General features: G+C 64.0%; 26 protein-coding genes. 6 read left to right on the forward strand and 20 right to left on the reverse strand.

Annotated elements, in window-relative coordinates:
* Positions 1-39 precede the first annotated feature (39 nt).
* Entirely contained in the window at positions 40-1,575 is a 1,536-nt protein-coding gene (locus GYH26_RS03910) for a Do family serine endopeptidase (protein WP_161540569.1), read from the reverse strand.
* Between the two features lie 214 nt (positions 1,576-1,789).
* Positions 1,790-3,193: a class II fumarate hydratase gene (locus GYH26_RS03915; protein WP_161540570.1), complete on the reverse strand. Its 1,404-nt coding sequence runs from the start codon at positions 3,191-3,193 to the stop codon at positions 1,790-1,792.
* Positions 3,194-3,342: 149 nt separating this feature from the next.
* Here GYH26_RS03915 and panC point away from each other — a divergent pair, with 149 nt between their 5' ends.
* From panC to GYH26_RS15340, 5 genes are all read left to right on the forward strand, one after another.
* The gene (panC, locus tag GYH26_RS03920) at positions 3,343-4,212 is read left to right on the forward strand and encodes a pantoate--beta-alanine ligase (protein ID WP_161540571.1); all 870 of its coding nucleotides are present in this window, start codon (positions 3,343-3,345) and stop codon (positions 4,210-4,212) included.
* Positions 4,213-4,225: 13 nt separating this feature from the next.
* Positions 4,226-4,633 (forward strand): aspartate 1-decarboxylase, encoded by a 408-nt coding sequence (gene panD, locus GYH26_RS03925; protein WP_012843260.1) that lies wholly within the window; start codon positions 4,226-4,228, stop codon positions 4,631-4,633.
* Positions 4,630-5,652: a WG repeat-containing protein gene (locus GYH26_RS03930; RefSeq protein WP_161540572.1), complete on the forward strand. Its 1,023-nt coding sequence runs from the start codon at positions 4,630-4,632 to the stop codon at positions 5,650-5,652. The genes panD and GYH26_RS03930 overlap by 4 nt, the downstream gene beginning before the upstream one ends.
* Before the next feature lie 66 nt (positions 5,653-5,718).
* The gene (locus GYH26_RS03935) at positions 5,719-6,579 is read left to right on the forward strand and encodes a 3-hydroxybutyryl-CoA dehydrogenase (protein ID WP_161540573.1); all 861 of its coding nucleotides are present in this window, start codon (positions 5,719-5,721) and stop codon (positions 6,577-6,579) included.
* Between the two features lie 52 nt (positions 6,580-6,631).
* Positions 6,632-6,760: a hypothetical protein gene (locus GYH26_RS15340; RefSeq protein ID WP_262886188.1), complete on the forward strand. Its 129-nt coding sequence runs from the start codon at positions 6,632-6,634 to the stop codon at positions 6,758-6,760.
* On the opposite strand, the gene GYH26_RS03940 is transcribed toward GYH26_RS15340, so the two are convergent.
* Positions 6,747-7,736, reverse strand: coding sequence for a PhoH family protein (locus GYH26_RS03940; protein ID WP_012843264.1), 990 nt, complete (start codon positions 7,734-7,736; stop codon positions 6,747-6,749). The genes GYH26_RS15340 and GYH26_RS03940 overlap by 14 nt on opposite strands.
* 103 nt (positions 7,737-7,839) lie before the next feature.
* Here GYH26_RS03940 and dapF point away from each other — a divergent pair, with 103 nt between their 5' ends.
* Positions 7,840-8,718: a diaminopimelate epimerase gene (gene dapF, locus GYH26_RS03945; RefSeq protein ID WP_161540574.1), complete on the forward strand. Its 879-nt coding sequence runs from the start codon at positions 7,840-7,842 to the stop codon at positions 8,716-8,718.
* A gap of 297 nt (positions 8,719-9,015) precedes the next feature.
* On the opposite strand, the gene GYH26_RS15620 is transcribed toward dapF, so the two are convergent.
* From GYH26_RS15620 to GYH26_RS04030, 17 genes are all read right to left on the reverse strand, one after another.
* A complete protein-coding gene (locus GYH26_RS15620) occupies positions 9,016-11,106 on the reverse strand; it encodes a peptidylprolyl isomerase (protein ID WP_161540575.1) in 2,091 nt (696 codons plus the stop codon).
* 135 nt (positions 11,107-11,241) lie between these two features.
* On the reverse strand, positions 11,242-12,003 hold the full coding sequence (locus GYH26_RS03955) for a sigma-70 family RNA polymerase sigma factor (RefSeq protein ID WP_012843267.1): 762 nt from the start codon (positions 12,001-12,003) through the stop codon (positions 11,242-11,244).
* A gap of 20 nt (positions 12,004-12,023) precedes the next feature.
* Positions 12,024-12,308 carry a hypothetical protein gene (locus GYH26_RS03960; RefSeq protein ID WP_161540576.1) on the reverse strand — a complete coding sequence of 95 codons (285 nt, stop codon included), beginning with the start codon at positions 12,306-12,308 and terminating at the stop codon, positions 12,024-12,026.
* A gap of 71 nt (positions 12,309-12,379) precedes the next feature.
* Positions 12,380-13,153 carry a MinD/ParA family ATP-binding protein gene (locus GYH26_RS03965; protein WP_161540577.1) on the reverse strand — a complete coding sequence of 258 codons (774 nt, stop codon included), beginning with the start codon at positions 13,151-13,153 and terminating at the stop codon, positions 12,380-12,382.
* A gap of 12 nt (positions 13,154-13,165) precedes the next feature.
* Entirely contained in the window at positions 13,166-14,404 is a 1,239-nt protein-coding gene (locus tag GYH26_RS03970; protein WP_161540578.1) for a flagellar biosynthesis protein FlhF, read from the reverse strand.
* 19 nt (positions 14,405-14,423) lie between these two features.
* A complete protein-coding gene (gene flhA, locus GYH26_RS03975; RefSeq protein ID WP_161540579.1) occupies positions 14,424-16,514 on the reverse strand; it encodes a flagellar biosynthesis protein FlhA in 2,091 nt (696 codons plus the stop codon).
* Between the two features lie 18 nt (positions 16,515-16,532).
* A complete protein-coding gene (locus GYH26_RS03980; RefSeq protein WP_161540580.1) occupies positions 16,533-17,615 on the reverse strand; it encodes an EscU/YscU/HrcU family type III secretion system export apparatus switch protein in 1,083 nt (360 codons plus the stop codon).
* Between the two features lie 104 nt (positions 17,616-17,719).
* The gene (fliR, locus tag GYH26_RS03985; protein WP_161540581.1) at positions 17,720-18,496 is read right to left on the reverse strand and encodes a flagellar biosynthetic protein FliR; all 777 of its coding nucleotides are present in this window, start codon (positions 18,494-18,496) and stop codon (positions 17,720-17,722) included.
* A gap of 4 nt (positions 18,497-18,500) precedes the next feature.
* Positions 18,501-18,770: a flagellar biosynthesis protein FliQ gene (gene fliQ, locus GYH26_RS03990; RefSeq protein WP_161540582.1), complete on the reverse strand. Its 270-nt coding sequence runs from the start codon at positions 18,768-18,770 to the stop codon at positions 18,501-18,503.
* Between the two features lie 13 nt (positions 18,771-18,783).
* Positions 18,784-19,593 (reverse strand): flagellar type III secretion system pore protein FliP, encoded by an 810-nt coding sequence (gene fliP / locus GYH26_RS03995; RefSeq protein ID WP_161540583.1) that lies wholly within the window; start codon positions 19,591-19,593, stop codon positions 18,784-18,786.
* Complete coding sequence (locus GYH26_RS04000; protein ID WP_161540584.1) at positions 19,583-20,113, reverse strand: flagellar biosynthetic protein FliO; 531 nt, start codon at positions 20,111-20,113, stop codon at positions 19,583-19,585. Before GYH26_RS04000 ends, fliP begins: the two co-directional genes overlap by 11 nt.
* A gap of 63 nt (positions 20,114-20,176) precedes the next feature.
* Positions 20,177-21,058 (reverse strand): flagellar motor switch protein FliN, encoded by an 882-nt coding sequence (fliN, locus tag GYH26_RS04005; protein WP_161540585.1) that lies wholly within the window; start codon positions 21,056-21,058, stop codon positions 20,177-20,179.
* Entirely contained in the window at positions 21,027-22,073 is a 1,047-nt protein-coding gene (gene fliM, locus GYH26_RS04010) for a flagellar motor switch protein FliM (RefSeq protein ID WP_161540586.1), read from the reverse strand. The genes fliN and fliM overlap by 32 nt, the downstream gene beginning before the upstream one ends.
* Before the next feature lie 8 nt (positions 22,074-22,081).
* On the reverse strand, positions 22,082-22,636 hold the full coding sequence (locus GYH26_RS04015; RefSeq protein ID WP_161540587.1) for a flagellar basal body-associated FliL family protein: 555 nt from the start codon (positions 22,634-22,636) through the stop codon (positions 22,082-22,084).
* Positions 22,576-23,337: an OmpA/MotB family protein gene (locus GYH26_RS04020; protein ID WP_161540588.1), complete on the reverse strand. Its 762-nt coding sequence runs from the start codon at positions 23,335-23,337 to the stop codon at positions 22,576-22,578. Before GYH26_RS04020 ends, GYH26_RS04015 begins: the two co-directional genes overlap by 61 nt.
* Before the next feature lie 19 nt (positions 23,338-23,356).
* On the reverse strand, positions 23,357-24,145 hold the full coding sequence (locus tag GYH26_RS04025) for a motility protein A (protein WP_161540589.1): 789 nt from the start codon (positions 24,143-24,145) through the stop codon (positions 23,357-23,359).
* 103 nt (positions 24,146-24,248) lie between these two features.
* Positions 24,249-25,310 (reverse strand): protein-glutamate methylesterase/protein-glutamine glutaminase, encoded by a 1,062-nt coding sequence (locus tag GYH26_RS04030; RefSeq protein ID WP_161540590.1) that lies wholly within the window; start codon positions 25,308-25,310, stop codon positions 24,249-24,251.
* Positions 25,311-25,324 lie beyond the last annotated feature (14 nt).

The following is a 25,324-nucleotide window of genomic DNA, read 5'->3' on the forward strand; positions in this document are numbered from 1 at the left end:
GGGGCGCCCATTACAGGCGCCCCGCTTTGTTATGATCGCTCAGGAGCCGGGTTTCTGCAGGGCGGTGATCAGGGTGCCGCCGGATTGCGGATCGTAGAGCCGGAGCAGGAACGTGGTGCCTGGCTTGATGGCCTGGTAGGCCTTCTCGAATTCCTCCACGTTTCGCACCGGCTTGCGGTCAACTTCCGTGATGATCAGGCCGCGGCGCAGGTTTGCCTCGCGGTAGGCCGCGCTATTGGGATCGACGTCCGTAATCAACACGCCTGCTACGTCGGTGTCTTCCAGGTTGAAGCGACGGGCCAGCTCCGGCGTGATGTCGGCGATCGAGAAGCCCAGCTCTTCCATCAGGTCCGATTCCGCACCGCGGCCGCTTTGCGTGCGCCGGCGTGAGGCCGTCGCCCCTTCGGACGGGGCGGCCCCCAGTTTGACGGTAACCGTACGGGTTTCGCCGTCGCGGTTGATTGTCAGCTTAACTTCGTCGCCCGGCCGGTGCGTGCTGATGATTTTCGAAAGCTCCAGGTGATTCGTCAGCTGCTGGCCGTCAATAGCCACGATGAGGTCGCCAGGTTTGATGCCGGCCTTTTCGGCCGCCGAGCCTTCTTCGACGGTGACGACCTGGGCGGCGCCGCGCGGCAGGTTCAGCGCTTTGATCACCGAGGGCGCGGCGGCCGTGTACTGCACGCCCAGGCGGGCGCGCTCGACGTGGCCGGTTTCGATGAGCTGGGGCACCACGTACTGGACGATGTCCACCGGGATGGCAAAGCCAATGCCCTGATAGCCGCCCGTGCGGGTGTAGATGGCCGTGTTGATGCCGATCAGCTCGCCGCGCAGGTTGACCAGGGGGCCGCCCGAGTTGCCCGGATTGATCGCCGCGTCGGTCTGGATGAAGTTCTGCACGGCTGGCCCCTCGCTATAGTAGCGGTTCAGCGCGCTGATGATGCCAGCCGTCACCGTGTTGCTGAGCTGGGGCGACAGCGGCGAGCCGAAGGCCAGCACCCACTGCCCGACCCGCAGCGAACTGGCGTCGCCCATGGAGATGTAGGGCAGGTTCTCGGCGTCGATCTTCAACACGGCCAGGTCGCTCTGCGGGTCGGTGCCCACGACTTCCGCGTCGTAGGTGGTGCCGTCGTGTAGCACTACCTGCAATTCATCAGCTCCCTCCACCACATGGTTGTTCGTCACGATGTAGCCGTCGGCGCGGATGATGACGCCCGAGCCCAGTCCCTGGGAGCGGAATTCCTCGGGCATGTCGGGCATGCGAAAGTTGAAAAACTCCTCGAAGGGAGTGCCTTCGAAGGGATTCCAGCGGAACGGCCGGGTTCGAATGACCTTTTCCGAGCGAATCTGCACCACGGTGGGGTTGACGCGTTCGGCCACGGCCACGAAGGCTTCCTCCAGGGAGTTGACGGCGGCCCCTTCGATCCGTGTGCCGCCGTTTTCCTCGCGGGCCAGTGTGGGTGTCGTGGCCCGGTTGCTCAGCCCGAGCAGGTTGGCGCCGGCCGTGGTGAAAAACACACCGGCCAGGAAGGCAATCACCACCAGCGCAATGATCGAAAGCGTTCGCGTCCGTCGCATGGCACCTCAGGGTTTGATGCAACGCAGTTTCACCGTACTAACGGCAGGATTTTCTGAAGGATCAGGTCGAAGCGCTACGTTGTCGTAACGCGTGCACCTGCTGGCTGAAGCCGAAAGAAGAACGGAAAGGGAGCAGCTTTTCGTATTTCTGGCTACAAGAAAAAAGCGCGGAGCCGTGGGACTCCGCGCTTTTTAGTGGCGATTCCGTTGCGGCTCAGTGGCGGGCGATGCCCGGCTCGGTCATTTCGCGGACGTTCAGCACGCGGTCGAGCTCTTCGTCCGAGAGCAATCCCATTTCTTTGACGACCTCCCGGACCGACTTGCGCTCGGCCGCCGCCTTTTTGGCCACCTCGGCAGCCTTGTCGTAGCCGATAATGGGATTCAGGGCGGTGGCGATGGCCGGATTCAGCTCCAGCAGCTGGCGGCAGCGTTCCCGATCCGCCTCGATCCCGTCGATGCAGCGCGTGCGGAAGGCCTCGCAGCCGTTGGTCAGAATCTGGATGCTTTCGAGCATGGCGTAGGCCATGACGGGCATCATCGTGTTGAGCTCGAAGTTGCCGTGCTGGCCGCCGATGGTGATCGTCAGATGATTGCCCATCACGCGGGCGCAGATCATCATCATCATCTCGCAATGCACGGGGTTGACCTTGCCCGGCATGATTGACGAGCCCGGCTGCACGGCGGGCAGGCGGATTTCGGCCAGGCCGCTGGTCGGACCACTGGCCATCCAGCGGATGTCGTTGGCGATTTTCATCAACGCGACGGCCAGTGTGTTGAGCGCGCCGGAGACCGACACGTAGGCGTCTTTGCTGCCCTGGGCCTCGAAGTGGTTTTCGGCTTCCCGGAAGGGCAGGCCGGTCAGGTCGCTGATGTGTTCGATGGCGCGCGCGGGGAATTCCGGATGGCGGTTGATGCCCGTGCCGGTGGCCGTGCCGCCCAGCGCCAGCTCCGACAGTTCGTGTGAAACGGTGCGCAGCCGCCGGATGGCATGGTCGATCTGGGATGCATAGCCGCCGAACTCCTGTCCGAGCCGCACGGGCGTGGCGTCCATCAGGTGCGTGCGGCCGCTTTTGATCACGTCGTCGAACTGCTCGGCCTTTTCCTGCAAGCTGGTGCGCAGCCGGAGCAGGGCCGGAATCAGCTCGTTTTCCAGGGCCACGCGGGCGGCAATGTGCATGGCCGTGGGAATTACGTCGTTCGACGACTGGGACATGTTTACGTCGTCGTTCGGGTGCACGAGCTTGCTACCCCGCTCGCCGCCCAGCATTTCGGTGGCCAGGTTAGCGATCACCTCGTTGGCATTCATGTTCGTCGAGGTGCCGCTGCCGGTCTGGAAGATGTCCACGACGAACTGATCATCCAGCTCGCCGCTGATCACCCGCTGGGCGGCTTTTTCGATGGCTTCGGCCTTTTCTGGTGGCAGCAGGCCCAGCTCCCGGTTGGCGCGGGCGGCTGCCAGCTTGACGATGCCCAGTGCCTCGATAAAGCGACGCGGAAAGCGCAGCCCGCTGACCGGAAAGTTCTCGACGGCGCGTTGCGTCTGGGCGCCGTAGAGCGCGTCAGCCGGGACACGCACCTCGCCGAGCGAGTCGCGTTCAATGCGATAAGCCTGTGCCATGGCAGATTTCCTGTTGGTGGAATGCCGCGAAAACTTTTTGCCGCTACTAACTTACGACGTCCGGTATAGAAAAAAAGACGCAGCAGGACGTTCGGGCATTTTTTCGTGGTTTTTCAGTAGATTGCAGGGCTGCAAAACGAGAGTGAGCAATGGAAGTCATCCGAACAGTTCGGGAGATGCAGGCGCACGCCGACGCCCGGCGTCGGGAAGGGCGGCGTCTGGCGCTGGTGCCCACCATGGGGGCGTTGCACGAGGGACATCTGGCGTTGGTGCGTACGGCCCGCGCGCATGCCGACCATGTGACCGTCTCGATCTTTGTCAACCCGACGCAGTTCGGTCCCAACGAAGACTACGCCCGCTATCCACGCCAGCTCGAAAAGGACGTGGCGGCGCTGGAAGCGCTTGAGGTAGACGTAGTCTTTGCGCCGACCGTCGAGGAAATGTATCCGGACGGACCCGAAGCGAACCTGACCTGGGTTTATGTGGAAAAGCTCGACGCGCACCTGTGTGGCCGCTACCGGCCCGGACACTTCCGGGGCGTGACCACGATCGTGGCCAAACTGTTCAACATCTGCAAGCCCCATGTGGCGGTTTTCGGGCTGAAGGACGCGCAGCAGTTTCAGATCATCCGGCGCATGGTGCGCGACCTGCACTACGACATCGAGTTGATCGGGGTGCCGACGGTGCGGGAGCCCGACGGGCTGGCGCTCTCCTCGCGCAACACGTACCTGAGTCCGGAAGAGCGGAAGCAGGCTGTGGTGCTCTCGCAGGCCGTGGAAGCGGCCCGGCGGGCCATCGAGGCAGGGGAACAGCGCCCGGAGGCCATTGTTGAAGCGATGCGTCAGATTCTGGCCCGGGCGCCGCTGGCGCGGGTGCAGTATGCGGAGGTTGTCGACGCCGAGACGCTGCAGCCGGTCACGCGTATTCGTCCGGGACAGCGCGTGCTGGCCGGCGTGGCCGTCTTTTTTGGAGACACCCGCCTGATCGACAGTGTCTTTGTGGAAGCTCCCGGAGCTTGAAGGCGGAGCGCGTATGACGATCACTATGTTTCGGGCGAAGCTGCATGGGCTTCGCGTCACGGAAGCGGATCTCTATTACGAAGGGTCGATCACGATTGATCAGGAGCTGCTCGAGCTGGCCGGTATCCTGCCTTACGAAAAGGTCCAGGTGGTCAACGTCAACAACGGCGCCCGGCTGGAGACCTACACGTTGCCCGGCGAACGGGGAAGCCGGGTGGTGTGCCTGAACGGACCGGCCGCCCGTATGGCGGCGCGAGGCGATCAGGTGCTGGTGATCGCCTATGCGCAGATGACGCCTGAAGAGGCCCGCAAACACCGGGCGCGTGTGGTGCTGTTCGACGAAGGCAACGAACCCAAACAGACGCTGGAGCTTTCTGTCGAGGAGGCGCTGGCCGCTCCATCCGAAGCCGGCACGGTATGATGCGCGTTGCGATCGCTTTTCTGAGTCTGCTCTTTGTTGCCGGAACGGTTCGTGCCCAGACCGAGGCGCTGCTCCCGGTGGCCACCACAGCGGGCTATGGCTTTGTCACGCCGGAGGGCGAGACGGCCATTGCGCCCCGGTTCGAGCGTGTGCTGGCCTTTTCGGAAGGAAGGGCGGCCGCCCGACTCGACGGCCAGTGGGGCTTCATCGATACGACCGGCCACTGGGTCGTTCCGCCGCAGTACGAGCAGGTCTTTGCGTATCAGAACGGCTATGCCCGCGTGCGCAAAGACGGCCGCTGGGGCTTTGTCGATCGGGAGGGGCGCGAGGTAGTGGGGCCCGCCTACGAGGCCGTTCAGGACTTCGCCTATGGGCTGGCGCCGGTGGCGGTGATCCAGAAGATGCTTGGCGTGATGCGGCGCACGCGCTGGGGGTTCATTAACGCCCGGGGAGAGATGGTCATCCCGCCGCAGTTCACCCGGGCGCTGGCCTTCAGCGAGGGGCTGGCCGCCGTCGAGGTGGGCACGCAGACGCTGATGGTGACGACCGGCCGCAAATGGGGCTTCATCGACACGACGGGTCAGTGGGTCATCCCGCCTCGGTTTTCGTCGGCACGGAATTTTTCGGAAGGCCTGGCGCTGGTGCGCGAGGGAAATCGCACGCTGTTCATCGACCGAGCGGGCAAACCGGTCTTCGAAGTGCCGTACCGGCAGGTTTACAGCTTTTCGGAAGGACGCGCCCGCGTCTCGGACGGCACCGCCTGGGGCTTCATCGATCGCACCGGGGAGCTGGTCATTCCGCTACGCTTCGAGCAGGCGCTGGACTTCTCCGAAGGGCTAGCGGCCGTACGGGTGGAGGGCCGCTGGGGATACATCGACCGCGAAGGCAATCTGATCATTCCGCCGCGCTTCGAGCAGGCGCACGCCTTTCAGCACGGTGTGGCGCTCGTGGTCGAAAACGGTCGGCTGCTGTACATCGACCTGGGCGGCCGTGTGCGCTGGCAGAGCCCCTCCCCTTGAGACTGAGCGCAGCATTTCGTACGTTTCACTTCTGCGAAGTCAGGCAGGATCAGTCCGTAGGGTCCCATGGAAATTTCGACGCTTGCCGTAGTCGGCGCCGGCACGATGGGGCAGGGGATCGCCCATGTGGCGGCGCTTTATGGCCGGACGGTTCGGCTGGTGGATGTGTCGGAAGAAGTGCTGCAGCGGGCGCTTCAGACGATCGCGCATAACCTGGAGCGGCAGGTCAGAAAGGAACGCATCACGGCGGCGCAGAAAGAAGAAGCGCTCGGGCGCATCACGCCCGCAACCGATCTGGAGGCCGCCGTGGCCGACGTGCAACTGGTGATCGAGGCGGTTCCGGAAAATCCAGAGCTGAAGGCGCAGGTGTTCGAACGGCTGGACCGTGCAGCCCCGCCGGAAGCTATCCTGGCTTCCAACACATCGTCGATTTCCATTACCTGGCTGGGAGCCCGGACGCAGCGCCCGGCCCGGGTAATCGGCATGCACTTTTTCAATCCGGTGCCGGTCATGCAACTGGTAGAGATCGTCCGGGGACTGGAAACGAGCGATGCCACCTACGAGACGATCTACCGTCTGGCCGAGGCGCTGGGCAAAACCCCGGTAACCGTCAACGATGCACCGGGGTTTGTTTCGAACCGGGTGTTGATGCCCATGATCAACGAGGCCATCTACTGTGTGATGGAGGGCGTGGCCTCGCCGGAAGATGTGGACCAGGTTATGAAGCTGGGCATGAACCACCCAATGGGACCGCTGGCGCTGGCCGACCTGATCGGGCTGGACGTGTGCCTGGGCATCATGGAAGTGCTGCACCGGGAACTGGGCGAAGACAAATACCGTCCCTGCCCGCTGCTCCGAAAGATGGTCGCGGCCGGACGTCTGGGACGTAAGACCGGCCGCGGCTTTTACGAGTATGCGTCCAACTGAGCGCCGGTCGTTTGCGATGGAGAGCGTGCCCCACCAACCGGAATCGGAAGCGATGGAAAGCTCGACGATCTCGTATCGGAGGCGCAGCGTGCCCTTTTATCGACGGCCCAGCGTGGCCGCCTGGGCTGTAATCATCGTGATGGCCATTTTGCTCACGCTGTACTTTCTCAATCTGTCTTAGCGGACGCGCCGCCGTTCTGCTCGCGCTGGGCGAAGCGTTCGTAGGCTTCGATGATGTCTTTGACCAGGCGGTGGCGGACGACGTCCTCTCGGTCGAAGTAGACGAAGGCGATGCCTTCGACGCCTTCGAGCACGTGCCGCACTTCGACCAGGCCGCTACGCTCCGGACTGGGCAGGTCGGTCTGGGTGATGTCGCCGGTGACGATGGCCCGGCTATTGGCCCCCAGCCGCGTCAGAAACATCTTCATCTGCTGGGTAGTGGCGTTCTGGGCTTCGTCCAGGATGACGAAGGCCGAGTTGAGCGTGCGGCCGCGCATGTAAGCCAGAGGCACAATCTCGATTACGTTCTGCTCCATGAGCGCGCGCAGGCGCTCACGCGGTAGCATGTCTTCCAGCGCGTCGTAAAGTGGCCGCAGATAGGGATCGACCTTCTCGCGGAAGTCGCCGGGCAGAAAGCCCAGGCGCTCGCCGGCCTCGACGGCCGGCCGCGACAGCACGATGCGCTTGACCTGGCGGGCTTTCAGCGCGGCTACGGCCAGCGCCACGGCCGTGTAGGTTTTGCCGGTTCCAGCGGGACCGATGGCGAAGACGATGTCGTTTGTGCGGGCCATCTCGATCAGCCGGCGCTGATTGGGCGTCTTGGCGCGTACCGGCACCCCGGACGTAGTGAACAGAATGACATCGTCGGCAGGGGTGGGGGTGGCACCTGCGCCATCGCCCGTGGTGAAAAGCGCCAGCACGGTGTCGACGTCCCGCTCGGTGAGCTGTCCGTGCCGGTTGAGCAGGGCGATCAGTTCGCGAATGGCCCGTTCGATGCGATCCAACGTCTCCGCTTCGCCCCGCAGCAGCAACTGGTTGCCACGTGCAACGAACTGCGCTTCCGGAAAAGCCGCCTCCAGCTTGCGCAGGTGAACGTCGCCCAACCCGAAGAGCAGCACCGGGCTGGGGTGTTCGATCGTCAGTCGCTTTTCGGCCAATGCAGGCTGCTTCCTGGTTTGGTGAAACAATTCGCTTAACCTTCTTCGACGCAAACCGTTTAACGGCAGGTCGCGCACTTGGTGCCCACAGGTTGCCATCATCATGCCGAAGACCCTGGTCCTTGAGTTCACCAAGATGAACGGTGCCGGGAACGACTTTGTCGTCCTGGACAACCGGTTCTATGCCTTCTCGGACGAAGAGCTGGCCGAGCTGGCCCGGCGCTACTGCCGCCGGCGTTTCGGTATCGGCGCTGATGGATTGCTGGCGCTGGCACCACCCCGGCAGCCGGCGACGCACTACCGGATGCGGTACTTCAACGCGGACGGCAGCCTGGGTACCATGTGCGGCAACGGGGCCCGCTGCCTGGCCCGGTTTGCCCGTCTGGCCGGCATCCGCGACAACCCGATTCGGTTCGAGACGGACGCCGGCATTTACCGGGCCGAGGTGCCCGACGACCCGCAGGCACCGGTGCGGCTCTACCTGCCCCCGGCCGGTACCTACGAGCCGAACCCCCGTCTGGCAACTCCCCTGAATACTCAGTTTGAATCGGTAGCCTTTATCTGGACAGGCACGGAGCATCTGGTCTGCTTTGTGCCCTCCGTGGAGGACGTGCCGGTGGCCGAATGGGGGCCCCGACTCCGGCATGATCCGGCCCTGCAGCCCCGGGGTGCCAACGTGGATTTCGTCGAGGTGGTAGGCGAGGCGCAGGGACGCAGTGTTCTGCGCGCACGCACCTACGAAAAGGGCGTTGAGGCCGAGACGCTGGCCTGTGGCACGGGGGCCGTGGCCGCCGCCCTGGTCGCCTGGCGACAGGGGCGGGTGCGGCAGCTCCCGATCGCGGTGCACATGCCGGGAGGCGTGCTGACCGTGGGTTTCCGGCCGGAAGACGACGGCGAAACGGAGCTGTTTCTGGAAGGACCGGCGGAGGTCGTCTTCCGGGGCACCGTCGAGGTCCCGATGCCGCTCGTGCCTTCGGGGTGATATGTAATCGCCGATTCACTGGGGCATGATGGCGCCATCCCGATTCGCGGGCACGACAGGGCGCACACGGCGGTCCGCCCCTACATGGTAGAAATGTTGTCGCTTGTCCAGTAAGGGCGCATCGCGGTGTGCGCCCCTGCTTTCTCACCACGATTTTTCAGAAATCATATCTACAAGCCAGAGGCACCGGTGCGCTCGTAACCAGAGCGAGGGCCGTTCGGAGCAGGCGCAGAAAACGAAAGGCGCCCTTCCGAAGAGAAAGGCGCCTTTCGTCGGGTTGTGGTTCAGCGGGTGGCGTTACAGTTCAAACCGACGTCGATAGTCCTTGATGTCGGCCTGCTCGCGCAGCGCGGCCAGCCATTGCGTCAGCACCTGCTGGCGCCGCTGGTTGAGCAGCTGCTGTCGGATCTGCTCCCGCATCTGTTCGCCCAGTGGCGGTGGCTCGTAGAGCTTCGTGAGCTGTACTACGAAGGCCGCGTTGTCGCCTTCGACGACGCCGGACGTTGTGCCTTCCTGCAGGCCGAACACCGTGCCGATGAAGCGCGGCTCACGGCCCAGCCCGGGGATCAGCGTCTGGTTGTAGCTGAGCTGGGTGACGGTCTGCACCGTGGTGCCGAGCGCTTCGGCCAGGCCGTCGAAGCCGTGCTGCTGAAGGGCCCGGCGCATACGCGCCACCTGCACCTCTTTCTTCTTCTCCAGCAACACACGCGGGCGGATCTCCTCGCGCACTTCCTCGAAGGAGCGATACCCTTTGGGGATCACCTCGACGAGCTGCAGCACGATGAAGCGGTCGTCCAGCTCGATCACCTGGCTGACGTCGCCTTCGTCGGCACCGGCCAGAAAGTTCAGAATAGCCCGGCTCTGGCCGATGCCGGGCAGGAACTGCTGGTCTTCTTCAACGCGCATTTCCTGCACCTGCAATCCCATGCGCTGCGCCTCGCCCTCAAAATCACCGGACTCCTCGGCGTAGTAGGCCAGGTCTTCCATGCGTTCCTGGATGCGGTTGAGCGTGGCCAGCGAGGGCGCCAGGCGCATGGCCAGGTCGGCGATCTGGACTTCCACGCTGGAGCGGCCCGTCACTTCGATCAGATGATAGCCGAAGCGGGTTTCGACCGGTCCCACCACCCGGCCGATCGGCGCCGAAAAGGCCGCCTTTTCGAAGGGTTCGACCATGCGGCCACGACCGAACCAGCCCAGGTCACCGCCTTGCCGGGCGCTGCCGGGGTCGTCGGAATGCTCACGGGCCAGCGTGGCAAAGTCGGCGCCCTGTTCCAGCTGGCGCTTCAGTTCCAGCGCTTCCTGATGCGCCTGCCGGCGGGCTTCTGCGTCGCCTTCCGGTGCCCGGATCAGGATGTGCCGCGCCCGAATGACGGTTTCCTCCGAAGGCCGCACCGCCCGGATCTTGATCAGGTGGGCCAGGCCACCGGATACGACCGGCCCCACCACTTTGCCCGGCTGCGGGTCGTCGAAGACGACGTCACCGAGGGCAGGATCCAGCTCATCCCGGCGGAAGAAGGCGTCCGTGAAGGGACGCTCCGACGCGTAGCGGGCCAGAAAGAGCGAGTCGTTTTCGGTCTGCGCAAAGCGTTCCTTGAGCCGGTTCAGCTCTTCCAGCACCTGTAAGGTATCCTCGGCGGTAGGATTCTTGGGCAGGGTAACGTAGGCGACCCGGTAGGTACGCTTGCGCTTGAAATCGTCCCGGTGCTCGTTGTAGTAACGGCGCAGGTCGCTCTCGGTGACCGAGACGGAGTCGTCCGGCACTTCGGCGTAGCGAAGCGCGACGTAGCGCGCGTCGGCCCGGAGCGTGCGCCGCCGATATTCTTCTTCCACTTCCTGGTCGGAGACGTGAACGGTCGCCAGCAGAAGCTGCTCCAGCTTCTGACGGGCACGCTCGGCCCGCAGGTATTCTTCCAGCCGGATCCAGTCTTCACGGGCGGCCGGATTGTCGATGAAGTTCTGGAGCAGCGCCCGGTTGACGTTGCCGTTTTCGTCGCCGAAGTAAGCTTTGATGATGGGGTGGGGGTTGTCGCCCAGCACCATCTGCACGACTTCGTCGTCGGTCACGGTGATGCCCAGGCGCTCCATGGCCTGCTGGCGCAGGCGCTCCTCGACGAGCGCGTTGAAGACCTGCTCGCGGATCAGGTCGCTCATCTGAGGCGTCGGCGCCTCGCCCGTCTGCTGCTGATAGGCCTGCATCTGGGCCTCGACGGCCCGGACGTACTCCTGATACGAGATGGGATCGCCATTGACCTCGGCGATGGTATCCCCGGTGCGCCCGACCACGTCGAACGCGCCCGAATCCTGCAGCACCCAGATGATGCCGAAGGAGATCACCAGAATCCACAGAATGACTCCGGTGTTCTCCCGGAGTTTGTTCATCACACCCATGCGCGCAAACTCGGTTTGGTTGGCTCCCTCGCGAAAAACAAGCGGAAGTTAACAAAAAGAAAGGCACAGCCCAAGCGAAAAAAGCGGCCGCGCCACCTGCGGTGAAACGGCACCCGGGAGGATTTGTTCGACGACTCAGGCCACGCGGGAGCGGACGCGCTGCAGCTCGGTGCGCAGCGTCAGCAGGGTTTTCCCCAGGATCTGCGAGATGCGCGCTTCGGTGAGTCCGAGCAGCTGGGCGATTTCGCGCAGCGTCAGGTTTTCGTAGTAGTAGAGGGCCAGAATGTTCTGCTCGCGTTCGGGAAGGCGCTGGATGAGTTTGGTGACGTACTCGATCAGCGAAGCGCGGTCGATGTCTTCGAGTTGCTTTTCGGCGTCCTCGTTGGGGATGGTCTCCAGCACGCTCTGGTCGCCGTCTTCGCCGACGGTTTCCTGCAGGGAAAGCGCAAAGCGCCGCTGGGCGTCGGTCAGCAGCGTGTAGTATTCCTGAAGGGAGATGCCGAGGTAGTCGGCCACATCCTGATCCTCGGGTTCGCCGCCGAGCGTCTGGCGGAGCGTTTCGATGGCCTGTTGCAGCTCGGCAAGTTTGCGGCGGCGCTCGCGGGGCAGGGCGTCGATCGAGCGCAGGTAATCGACGAGAGCTCCGCGGATGCGCCCGTAAGCATAGGAAACGAAGGGGGTGCCGCGTTCCGGATCGTAGCTATCGAGTGCCTGGAGCAGCCCCATGAGGCCCACGTTTTCCAGGTCCTCACGGGTGACGAGCGGGTGATCGGGCACGCTCAGACGTCCGACCATGGAGCGTACCAGCGGGACGGCTGCCAGCACGACGGCCTCGCGGTTGGCCGACGAAGGATCGGCCACATACTGCTCAACGAGGCGTTGCAGATCGTATTTCATGGCTCAGCCACGTTCGGACGTTACGCAGCAGCCGGTGCGGTCATGCGGGAGGCATGCTCAGAGGTGTCCGTTTCAGCCCGGTCGGAGCTGTTTTCTTCGGCCGACTCATCCGCTTCGGTTCGGGGGGGCGCCAGCGTCAGAATCCACCGGATCGCCACATAGCCCACCTGCAACACCAGAAAAGCACCCAGTCCCGTCAGAGCGGCCGTCAGCAGCGCACGATCCAGCGAGGCAAACCGCCAGAGCTGCAGGAAAAGCACGAACACACTCAGAAGACCGCTGATGTAGGTGAACAGGCTCTGCATGACTCCCGACAATTACTGCTGTTACTTCGGCAACGCATGAACCGGTCAAACAAGATGCATGCCATGCAGGGTCAGGAGGTAGGGCAGGAGGCGGTTTGTTCAACGGTGCCGCGTACAAGCGCCTCGGCCAGCCGCTGAAAGGCGTTGCGTACGGGGCCAGGCGACTGCACGGCCGGCTGCTGACGGTGTACGCTTTGCCGCATCTGGACGGAAAAAGGTACCCAGCCCAGGTACATCGGCTGGTGGTGCAGAAAGTGGTGGGTGAGTTCGGCAAAGCGGTCGGCCACGCTCCGGGCTTCGGCCTCGGTGTCGGCAAAGTTGACCACGCAGCCCAGTGGATAGTGGGGGGCGCGTTGCCAGAGCAGCTTGCAGAGGCGGTAGGCGTCGGCAATGGCCGTGGGCTCCCCTGCGATGACCAGCAGGCCCAGGTGGGCGCGGTCGAGCGCCCAGCGCACCGGTCCTTCGGTGCCGGCCGGCGTGTCGATCAGCACGAACGTGTGGGTGTGGCGCAGTTCTTTCAGCAGCCAGTCGAGCGTCCGGTAGAGCGCCTCCTGATGGCCGTCGGCCTGGCCGGCTTCGGCCACGGCATGCACCAGCGTGAAGCCCGAGCGGGTCGGATGCAGTACTTCGTCCGGTTCGACCCGCCCGAGGGCCAGGTCCAGCACGCTGGCCGGGGGCGTTTCGTTGAGCAGGATGCCGCAGGCTCCCTGTCCGAAGTCGGCGTCGAGCAGCGCCACGCGCTCGCCCATCACGGCCAGCGTTTCGGCCAGGTTGACGGCGGTGACGCTTTTGCCCACGCCACCTTTCCCGCTGACGATGGCGACAACCGTGGAACGACGTTTCATAGGGCTTGCGTGTCAGAGCCGGAGCAGGTGTTCGATGAAGGCGGCCGGAGAGAACGCTTCGAGGCTGTCGGGCACGCGGGCGCCGCGCGAGACGCAGACGACCGGGCAGGCCAGCGCCACCAGCCAGTCATAGAGGCGTCCGACCCGACGTACTTCGTCCAGGTGGGTCAGTACGAGTGCGTCGGGTGCCAGCGGCAGCCGTCGGATCCAGTCCGGCGGGATGTCTTCGAAGTTGCAGGTGGCGTTCAGGCAGAACAGCACCTGCAGCGGCAGAACGGGCGTCAACAGCTGGCGCATGTGCAGCAGCAGCCGCCGCGCCGGGGCTTCCTGCAGGGGCAGCGAGGGGGTGTCGATCAGGATCTGGTCGAAGCCCTGCACGCGCCGGAGCGCGGCCGTCATTTCCTGCGGCGTGGCGACCGTCTGCACCGGAAGTCCGAAACGACGGTAGAGTTCGACGGGGCTGAGGTAGGGCTGGCTGTCGGCATCTTCGGGCAGGAGCACGAGCACGGCCGTCATGCGCCGCCCGAAAAAGCCGGCATGCCGGGCCAGCTTGAGCAGGAGTGTGGTCTTGCCGGCGCCGGCCGGACCGATGACGACCTGGGGGCCCTGCAGCGGGCGCGGCGTGCTCGGAGCCAGTTGGTGGCGCATTTCGCGGGCCAGAGCCCAGCGCAGCTGCTCGTCGGGCTGTTCGGGATCGAAGCCCTGCGCGACCAGGCGGTCGAACAGTCGGATCACGGTCGAAGGTTGCAATCCCTGGCGCAGCAGCTCGCCGGCCAGCGGGTGCCCCAGCCAGCGATGCGAGGCGCCCACCAGGGCGCCGCCCAGTTGCCGCTCGAGCCGTTCCAGCCGCCGGTGCAGGCGCTCGAGCTGATCGGCCAGGTGGGCCGGAACAGGCGATGCCGAGGTGGAAGCGGCGGACGTTTCTGCCGGAAAGAGTTGCCCGCGCCGGTCCAGGTGGGCACGGTTTCCGGACGGACGCGGTGGGCCGCCGTTGCCGCGTTCGACCGTGAGGACGGCCGTATCGGTCGTGGTCGCTGAGGCGCCCGCCCTGCGGGCCAGCCGACTGGTGCCGGCATAGCCGAAAGGCAGGCGTTCCGTTTCCTGCCGTTCGTCTACCATGATGGTGACGCGGGCCGGCTGGTCGCCCTGCGCCGGCACGGACTCCAGCAGTACCACATCGTCTCCGAACCGACGCCGTGCCTCCAGCAGCGCGGCCTGAATGCTCGGAGCGGTCAGCGTATGCAGTTTCATGGCTTGCAGGGGCTATGGCTCACGGAAGCCGCAGTTGATCGACGACTTCCACGCGGGTGTCCGGTAGCAGGTCGTTATAGGAAAGCACGTTCAGGTCCGGGATCGAGGGGGCCAGGAAGTTGTAGAGCACGGGGCGCAGCACCGGCGAGGTGAGCAGCACCGGCGGCCGCCCTTCGCTCAGCAACCGCTTGGTCAATCGCTCCGCTTCCTTCAGGAAGCGCTCGCTCTGCCGTGGCTCCAGGCCCAGCGTGCCCGGATGCAACTCCCCGGCTTCTGCCTGTTGCAGCAAGTGGCGTTCCAATATGGGATCCAGCACGAAGGCATAGATGGCGCCGTCCGGCGACAGGAACTGCCGGGTGATGGTGGGCGCCAGCGCATGGCGCACGTATTCGGTCAGCACGTCGATGTTTTTCGTGCTGGTGGCGTGATCGGCCAGCGCCTCCAGGATCGAGACCAGATCACGGATTGGAATGCGCTCGCGCAGCAGGCGCTTGAGCACCTTCTGAATGGCGCCGATGCTGAGCAGATTCGGCGTCAGCTCCTCGATCAGCGCCGGGTGGGTTTCTTTGACTTTATCGAGCAGCTTTTTGACTTCCTGGCGATCCAGCAGCAGATGGGCGTTTTTGCGGAGCACCTCGAGCAGGTGCGTGGTGATGACGGCCGGTGCCTCGACCACGGTCAGCCCCATGCGCTCGGCATCGGGCAGGTTGCGTTCGGCCACCCAGAGCGCCGGCAGGCCGAAGGTGGGGTCCGTCGTGCGCAACCCCGGGGGCGTTTCTTCCAGCCCTTCGGGCAGCAGCGCCAGGTAGTAGCCGGGGAGCACCTCGCCCTCGGCCACCGGATTGCCCCGGATCTTGATGACGTATCGGTTGGCACCCAGCGCCATGTTGTCGCGGATGCGCACCGGCGGGATGACGATGCCCAGCTCCAGCGCCAGTTGCTGGCGCAACACCTTGATGCGGTCCAACAGGTCGCCGTGCTGGTTGGGATCGACCAGCGGGATCAGACCGTAGCCGATCTCCAGCTCCAGCGGATCGACCATGAGAAGTTCGCTCGGGTCTTCGCTGGGCTTTTGTTCGGGCTCCTGTGCTTCGGGCTGGGCAGGCTTTTCTTGTTCGCGGCGCTCGAACTGGCGGCGCTGGTAGCCCAGCAGCAACGTGGTACCGGCCAGCAGCCAGAACGGCACGAGCGGCAGGCCGGGCACCAGGCCCAGCAGCGCCAGAAAGCTCCCGGTGATCAACAGCGGATAGGAGCGGCCGAAGAGCTGGCCCTTGAACTCTTCGGCCAGGTTGGCCTCGCCGCTGGCGCGCGAGACGATGATGCCGGCGGCCGTGGAGATGAGCAGCGCCGGGATCTGCGAGACCAGCCCGTCGCCGATCGAAAGCAGCACAAAGTTCTGTGCGGCTTCGGCGGCCGACATGCCGTGCTGAAACACGCCGATCAGGAATCCACCGATGATGTTGACGGCCGTGATGACCAGGCCGGCGATGGCGTCGCCCCGCACGAACTTGCTGGCGCCGTCCATGGCGCCGTAGAAGTCGGCCTCGCGGGCGATTTCTTCGCGCCGTTTGCGCGCTTCGTCTTCGTCGATCAGGCCCGCGTTCAGGTCGGCGTCGATGGCCATCTGCTTGCCGGGCAGCGCGTCCAGCGTGAAGCGGGCGGCCACCTCGGCGATGCGTCCGGAACCCTTGGTGATCACCACGAAGTTGATCACCACGAGCACGATGAAGATGATGGCGCCCACCACGTAGTTGCCGGCCACGACGAACTGGCCGAAGGCGCTGATCAGCGCGCCGGCTTTGCCCTCGCTCAGGATCAGCCGCGTGGAGGCCACGTTGAGCGAAAGGCGGAACAGCGTGGTCAGCAGCAGCAGGCCCGGGAAGATGGCAAATTCGAGCGGTCGCGCCGCGTAGAAAGCGGTCAGCAGAATGGCCAGGCTGATCGTGATGTTAGTGGCCAGCAGCACATCCAGCAGAAACGGCGGCAGCGGCACCAGCATCACGAACAGGATGAGCACGATGCTGCTGGCCAGCAGCGCTTCGGTGTTGAAGCGCCGTGCCAAGCCGCCGAACAGGTTCGGGGTGAGGGTTGCCGGAACGGAGTTGGCCATCGGGGTACGTCAGCGGGTTTAGCGGCTACCGGCACCCGGAGGTTGCTGGCCGCGCTGGCGGTAGATCTCGGCCAGAATGGTGGCGACGGCCAGGTACAGCTCTTCCGGGATTTCCTGCTCTTCGGGCACGTTGTGATACAAAGCCCTTGCCAGGGGGGGATCTTCGACGACGGGAATGCCGTGCTCCAGCGCCAAGGCTCGAATGCGCAGCGCCCGCTTGCGGATGCCTTTGGCCATGACGCGCGGTGCCGGCGCTTCAGATGGATCGTAGCGCAACGCGACCGCATAGTGCGTCGGGTTGGTAACCACCACGTCGGAGCGCAGCACGGCATGATCGAGCCGGCGCCGACGGGCCAGCTCGCGGGCTTTCTTCAAGCGCCGGCTCTTGACCATCGGATCGCCTTCGGTCTCCCGGTGTTCGTCCTTCACCTCCTGCGCCGTCATCTTCAGATCCTGCCGGTACTTCCATTTCTCGTAGGCGAAGTCGGCGGCCGACAGCAGCAGAAGTGCCCCGAGCGTGTAGGCCGCAAGCTGCAGCATCCACAGACCCGTTGCCTGCAGAATCGCCTCCAGCGAATGGGTGTGCAGCTCAAGAATCTCGGGCAGATGCCGATAGATGACCAGGAAGGCGATCGGGCCGACGATGGCGATCTTCAGCAGTGCCTTGAGCACGTTGAACAGGCCGCGTGACGAAAACAGACGTTGCAGGCCGCGCAGCGGGCTGATGCGCTCGGGCTTCGGAAGCAGCGGTTTGAGCGTAGGGTGCCAGCCGGTCTGCCAGACGTTGACGCCGAAGGCGATCACCAGCAGCAGCGCAAAGAACGGCACCAGCAGGCGTCCCAGCACCATGAGCGCTTCCTGGAGGGCGCCGATGACGGAGCCGGAGGTGAGCGGATAGAATGGAGCGCTCATCAGCGTGCGCGCCGTGAACTGACGCATCAGGCCGTAGGCGTAGGGCAGGCTCAGCGCGAGTGTGAGCAGGCCACCCAGGAGCAGCAGGACGGCGCTCGTCTCCTGCGAGCGAAAGACGTTGCCTTCTTCCCGCGCCTTCTGGAGGCGTCGCGGGGTAGGATCGAACTGCTTCTGATCGCGATCCGGCATACGGCATTTCAGGGTGGCTGCCCGTGCCTGTCGAAAAAGCGTGCCGGACGGCTAAACGAAAGGCTGAGAAGCGGACAGACGGACGTTGGCGGAAATCCTTTCCGTCAGGGCGGCAGGATGGCGCCCAGCAGCCGGAGCAGCTCGTCGTCGATATTGCTGATCAATGTGGCCATCAGCGGGAAAAAGGCCCGCATGTAGAACAGGGCCAGCGCCAGCCCGACGAGCAGCTTGAGCGGCAGCGCAATGGAAAACAGGTCGGCCTGGGGGACGACGCGCGCAAAGATGCCCAGGGCCACGTCGATCAGCAGGATCGTCACCATGAACGGCGCGGCCAGACGCAGCGCCAGCACCAGAAAATCCCAGACCCATCGGACCAGCAGCGGGTGACTGGCTGCGAGGTTCGCACCCGCCAGGGGGACGACGCGGAACGACTCGACCAGGGCGCGCAGCACCACGTGATGGCCGTCCAGCAGCACGAAGATCATCAGCGCAGCCAGCGAGAGCAGCCGTCCCAGGGGGTTGGCTGCGTGTCCCTCCAGCGGATTGAAGACCTGGGCTATGTGAAGCCCGATCTGGAAGCCGATCAGGTCGCCGGCCATTTCGACGGCCCAGAAGATCATGTGCGCGGCAAAGCCCAGCAGCAGACCGGTCAATGCTTCCAGCGCAACGGCCACGATGAATCCGAGCGCCTGATCGGCGTGGGGCGGCAGCGGGCCCGGCACCAGACCCGACAGGCTGTAGGCCAGCAGCACGGCCAGCAACACGCGCACGCGGACCGGGATCGAGAGCTGGCCGAAAAACGGGGCCGCCAGCAGCACCCCGCTGATCCGCACGAACACCAGCAGCACGCGCAGCAGGTATTCCGGGTTCAGCAGGGGCATGGCCTCAGTGCGACACGTTCGGGATGAACTGCAGCACCTGCACGGCAAAATCCGTCAGCATCTGCAGCATCCAGGGCGCCAGCAACAACAACACGAACCCCACGGCCAGAATCTTGGGAATGTAGCTGAGCGTCATTTCCTGCACCGACGTAATGGCCTGCAGCAGGCTCACGATCAGGCCCACGATCAGTGCCACGCCCAGCAGCGGCCCTACCAGCAGCAGGGCGGTTTTGAGCGCTTCCTGAATCCAGTACAGAGCGACTTCGCTGGTCATAGCCGTCAGGGATTTAAGTGCTGAGATAACCACGAACGACCGATTCTACCACGAGATACCAGCCGTCGGCCAGCACGAACAGTAGCAGCTTGAGCGGCAGCGAGATCATGACCGGCGGCAGCATCATCATGCCCATGCTCATCAGCACGCTGGCGACGATCAAGTCCACCAGCAGAAAGGGCAGAAAGATCATAAAGCCGATCTGGAAGGCGATGCGCAGTTCGCTGATCACGAAGGCCGGGACCAGAATGTAGAAGGGCACGTCTTCGGGCCGGTCGAAGGCCTCGACACGGGCCAGGTCCATGAACAGCATCAGGTCTTTTTCGCGGGTCTGGCGCAGCATGAAAGCGCGCAGCGGCGCGGCGGCCCGTTCGAGCGCCACCTGCTGGGTGATCTCGCCGTCCAGATAGGGCCGCAGCGCCTCGTCGTGAATCTGATCGAACACCGGGTACATGATGAACAGCGTCAGAAAGAGCGCCAGCCCGATCAGCACCTGCGTGGGCGGGGATTGTTGCAGGCCGAGTGCCGTCCGCAGGATGCTGAAGATGACCACCAGTCGGGTAAAACTGGTGGTCAGGATGATGATGGCCGGAGCCAGCGACAGGATGGTGAGCAGCAGCAGCAGCTGCAGCGGCAGCGCGAAGTCTTCGTTCTCGCCGAGCTGAATGCGGGGGAGCGGGCCCAGCAGCGTGCTGCTGCCGGATGCAGGGGGCGTCTGCGGGGTGGTTTGCTGGGTTTGCGTCTGCTGGGCGAGGGCCGGCAGAGCAGGCCCCGGGAGCAGCAGGCACAGCGACAGTCCCAGAAGCGACAGCTTACGACGCATGGTCGGTCTGCGAGGCTCGTGCGGACAGGGTGGTGAGCATCCGGGCGAAGGTAGAGGAAGCAGTCGCTTCGGCCGAATGCTCGTGCTGCAGTTCCTGCGGAAGCGGCATACTTTTAAGCAGCGTGATCTGCTGGGAGGTGACGCCCAGAATCAGCAGTTCGTCCCCGCAGGCGACGAGGCGGATCTGCTGTCCGGGGCCCAGCGAGAGCTGGCCAATCGGGCGTAGCAGGGCGGGACCGGGGAGCGTGCGGGTGCGGCGGTGCAGATAGAGCGCCAGGACGGCTCCGGCGGCCAGAACAAGCAGCACCAGCACGTAGCGAACGCTCGGATAGGGGGAGGCCGACTCAGAGCGGACAGGCAGGGTCAGTGTGGAATCCGTGGGGACCGGCGGAGAAGAGGCGGGCGGCACAGCAGGAGCGGAGGCCCATTGCAATGCCAGCCAGAGCAAAACAAGCCCGACGCCCAGCAGAAGCAGGCGGCGAAGCGGAAAGCCGCTGGCAGAACGCACACGAAACATCATGGCACGGTGTGGATGGGGTGGCATTACGCTATCGCCACCGGCCTGCCAACACCGTGCCAGTGATCAGAGCAGGGTCTTCTCGCGCTGGCGGCTTCCGGTGACCAGGCTGGTAATGCGTACGCCGAACTGCTCGTCGATCACGACGGCTTCGCCCTCGGCGATGAGCCGGCCGTTGGCATAAATTTCCAGCGGTTCACCGACCAGTTTTTCCAGTTCGATGATGCTGCCGGTGGTCAGTCGCAGCACGTCGGCCAGCGGCAGGCGGCGTCGGCCCAGCTCGACGACGATCTCCAGCTCGACATCGGCCAGCAGCTCCAGATTGCCTTTGACGCCGCCGTCGCCGATGCGCTCGGGGCCCAGTTCGCCAAAGGAGGCCGGACGTACTTCGACGGCCGGTTGCTCGGCGGCTCCTGCAGCCGTCGCCTTGGGTGCTCTGGAAGTCAGCTGTTGCGTCACGCTCGGAGGTAGCAGAATAAAGCCTTCGTGCCGGGCGTCGCCTATCTGGAGCGTGAACGGAAGCTGCAACAGCGAGTCGGGCAGTTCCACCGGAGGCTGGGCGGCCCCGGAACCGGGCTGCTGGACGACGAAGCTTACCTCGGGCAAGCGCACGCCTTCGGCGGCCAGTGCGTTGCGCAGCGTGCCGTAGCCCTGGGCGGCCACTTCTCCCAGCAGATCATCGGTGCCTTCGTCGCCGGGGTTGAGCGCTTCGCCGAGCATGGCCTGCGACAGGAGCGGGATCCAGTCCGGCGTCAGCCCGATGGCAAACGGCTCACTGCGGGCCCAGATCAGCACCCGGTCGCCGGCCAGCTCGTTCAGCTGGTCACTCGTAACCGTGGCAGGCGTACCCAGCTCCAGAGTAAGCTCCTGATTCAGCAGCGTCTGAAGAAATTGCTGCAGGGCCTCACGGGTAGCCTCAAGCCGCGGAAGCGTTGGATTCGAGCTCATCTTCTTCAAGCGGTAGTTCCGGGGGGACGACTTCCAGAATGCGCAGGGCGCGGTGCTTGCCGGAGCGGCCGGGGATCGCTTTAAATTTCTCGCGGTCGCCGATGTACACCTGGACGGGCTGGTTCACCCGGCGCTCCAGCACGATCACGTCGCCCTCTTCGAGCGTCATCAATTCGCTGAGTTTGATCCGGGTGCGGCCCATCACGGCGCGCAGCTCCACCTCGATTTTTTCCAGCTGTTCTTCGTAGCGCTGACGAACGGCAGGAGGCACTTCGGTGGTGGAGCTGGAGCGCCACTGCTTCATGGCGCTGTGCCCCAGCATCCGTTCCAGCAGGATGTACGGATAGCAGATGTTGATAAAAGAGCGCTGCTCGTAAATCGAAACCTCGAACGTAGCCACCAGCGCTGGCTCGACACCCGGCAGGATCTGGACGAACTCGGCGTTCGATTCGAAACCGGCTTCCTCCAGGTGGATTTCGTGAATCTGTTTCCAGGCCTTTTCCAGCTCCCGAAACGCCCGCATCATGACTTTGTCCATGATGCGGCGCTCGATCTGGGAAAGCTCCCGCGGTTTGCGCAGAAAGATGCCCGGTCCACCGAAAAGCTTCTCTACCGTGAAAATGGCCAGGCGAGGGTCAAGCTCCAGGACGATTTTCTGGTGCAGTGGATGGACGTCGACCACGTAGAGCGCCGAAGGCGGGGCGCTGGACATGACGAACTCGGAGTAGAGCACCTGGTCGATGGCCGACAGGCCGATGTCGACCAGCGTGCGGAGCTGGGCGGAAAGATAGACCGAAAGATCGCGGGCGAAGGCTTCGTGCACGTAGTGCAGGACCCGCATCTGGTCCTGCGAAAACAGCCGAGGCCGCTTGAAGTTGTAGGGGAGAATCTTCTTCTCCGCCTCGGCCGTCATCATCGACTCGAGGGCCTCGAGGTCGTAGTCGCCCTGTTCACCGATCTGGCTACGGACCTCAAGGAGTATGTCGATTTCTTCCTGGCTAAGTGGCTTAGCCATGGCCCTCCTTACTGCAGAACGTATTGCGTGAAGTAAACGCGGTCAATTTTTCCTTTGCGGAGGACAGCATTGACCGCGTCGCGCAACTCCTGTTTGAGCTGCGTGCGCAGGCTGATGTCGGCCAGTTCCTCGACGGTGCGCTGGCCGAGCAACTTGAGCACGGTATCGCGCACGACGACTTCTTTCTCCTTCAGCTCTTCCAGCACGCCACCTTCGGCGCTTTCCAGCCCCAGATTGATCATCAGGTAGCGGGTCCCGTCGGTTCCGGCCGGGTTGATGATGAAACCCTGTAGCTCCATGAACTGGCCGTACTCGACGGGCTTTTCTTCTGCTTCCGTATCATCATCCGTGCCAGAAAACTGCTCGGCGGCCTGAGCCAGGCTGGGATAGTAGAAGTAGGCCAGCCAGGCACCGGCGGCCGTAGGCCCCAGCGTCAGCGCAACCAGCAGCAGGCGGGCCAGCAGGCGGCGACCTCCGCCCGAAGATTGCTCCTGTTTCTGCGCTACTTCTTCACCGGGGGTATCAGGCGTTTCAGGTACGGATTGCTGTGCTCGTTCTGCCATGGCTCCCAGTTGAATAGGATTTCGACGCGGCGGTTACGGGCCCGTCCTTCCGGTGTCGCGTTGGTATCTCGTGGATGGAATTCACCGTACCCTACCGCCATGTAGCGCGAAGGGGGCAGGGCATTGGTCTGCTCCAGCAGAAAGCGAACGACCGCAGCAGCCCGTGCCGCCGACAGCTCCCAGTTGGAGGGGAAACGGGCGGTGTGGATGGGACGGTCATCGGTGTGGCCTTCGACGACGACCGACTCGATCCGGTCGTCGATAATCCCGGCCAGAATGCGTAGAATCGTACGGGACGGTTCGATGATTTCGGCCTCGCCGGACCGAAACATGATGGAGTCTGTGATGATCAGGTGCAATCCCCTGTCGGTCAGGTTCACCTGCACCTTGCCTTCCAGGTTGTGCTCCTGCAGGTACTGAATCAGTTCCTCATATTTCTCCAGCTGCTCTTTTGAAAGTCGACGTTGGACTACCTGATTTTTCATGGAAGGGATGACCGCTTCGCTCTGCAACATGCCGGTCCGCCCCTGAAAGAAGCTGAGCGCTTCTTTGAACTTTTTGACCTCAACCTCCGACATGGCCACGATCATGACGAAAAAGGTCAACAGCAGCGTGGCCATGTCGCTGAAGGTGGTCATCCAGAACGGAGCCGAGGGCTCCTCGTCTTCCTCTTCCTGAGGCTGTTGCACTTCTTCCGGCATGGCTCAGCGGCGGGTGTTGTTAGGCGGCTTTGGCCAGGTGCGGGGCTTCTTCTTTAGCACTGGCTTCCTGATTACCGGCAAGCATCTGAAGGCGCTTCTCGATCATGCTGGGACTATCGCCCCGGACAATGGAAAGAATGCCGACGCGGGTCATTTCGCGGGCTTTCTGCAGCAGGGCCAGCTGCACTTTGGTCTTGTTGGCCAGCGGCAGAAAAATCAGGTTGGCCAGCACGGCCCCGTAAAGCGTGGTAAGCATCGCCACGGCCATTCCTGCACCGATCTGGGTCGGATCGGTGAGGTTCTGCATCATCTGCACCAGGCCGATCAGCGTCCCGATCATGCCGAACGAAGGTGCGAACGTACCCGCCGAGTTCATGATCTTGGCAAAGAGTTGCATCGGGCGGAATTCTTCTGCCATACGAACCTGCAGCATCTCGGCGATTTCCTGCTCTTCGATGCCATCGACGGCCATCTCCAATCCGAAGCGGATGAACTCGTCCTCTACTTCAGCAAGACGCCGATCCAGCGCCAGCAGGCCTTCGCGGCGGGCCGTGCGGGACAGGTCGGTGAACAGGTGTACGTACTGGTTCAGATCGGGCGGGTTGAATTTCAGCAACCCCTGCAGCCCGGGGATAACGACTTTAAGTTCGTCAAAGGAATAGGCAACCAGCAGCGCCGCCACAGTGCCCCCCACTGTGATGAGCACAGAGGGAATATCTATGAAGGTGAGCCAGTTGCCCCCCAGAAAAATGGCGGCAAAGATCAGCGCAAAACCCAGTCCTAAGCCGATCGGCGTGGATTTCTCCATGGCGACACCGTCCCGTACTTCAAGGTGGCCGGACTCTCAGGACGTACTGCGCGCTCCAAAAGGGCAGACGCCCGGGGAAAGTATCGGCAGTTCAGGAGGCAGCTTAAGGGGAGACAGGCTGGGCGACCGGCGTGCAACCCAGGCTTCGGGCCAGGAATGGACCGATCTGCTCCAGCGGCAGCACCGCATCGCTCAGTCCGGCCTCGGCCACGGCGCGGGGCATGCCATAGACCACGCAGGTGGCCTCGTCCTGGGTGATCACTTTGCCGCCGTGCTGCTTGATCAGGCGGGCGCCTTCCAATCCGTCGCGACCCATGCCGGTCATCACGACGGCCAGCACCTTGCCCCCGAAGGCCTGGCAGACACTCTGAAACATGACGTCCACCGAGGGGCGGTGCAGCGTGGCCGGTTCGACAGGCGTTCGGATCACCGGCACGTGGCCGTTGCGGCGCTCGAGTACCAGATGACGCCCGCCGGGGGCCAGAAAGACCCGCCCGGGCTCCAGCGGCATGCCCTCTTCCGCTTCGACCACCGTCAGCGGACTGAGGCTGTTCAACCGCTCGGCGAGCGAACGGGTAAAGTGGGGGGGCATGTGCTGGACGATCAGCACCGGCACGGGCAGGTCGGCCGGAAGCGCCGGAATGACCTGCTGGAGGGCGCGGGGGCCGCCGGTGGAAACGCCGATGGCAATAGCGCGGGCTTCGCGAAAGCGAAACGCCGGCAGCGCCTCGGTGCCCGGGGCGGCGGACCTGCGACGCGTCGGTAGCGGACGCGTGCGGGCGATCGTCTTGATTTTTTCCAGCAGTTCAGCGCGAATGCGCGAGATTTCGATGGAGACGTACGAGTGCTGCTTGGGGATGAAATCGACGGCACCGGCTTCCAGCGCTTCGATCGTCGCCTGCGCGCCTTCCTGCGTCAGCGAGCTGACCATGATGACGGGCACAGGATGCTCGCGCATGATGCGCCGCAGCGCTGTCAGCCCGTCCATGCGCGGCATTTCGACATCGAGCGTAACGATGTCGGGCTTGAGTTCCCGCACTTTCTCGATGGCTTCCAGCCCGTCGCGGGCCGTGCCCACCACTTCGACTTCCGGGTCGCCCTCCAGCATGATGGAGAGCGCCTTGCGCATGAAAGCCGAATCGTCGACGATGAGTACGCGAATCATGGACTTTCTCTGCA

It is taken from the genome of Rhodothermus marinus (genome assembly GCF_009936275.1).
Lineage (GTDB): Bacteria > Bacteroidota > Rhodothermia > Rhodothermales > Rhodothermaceae > Rhodothermus > Rhodothermus marinus_A.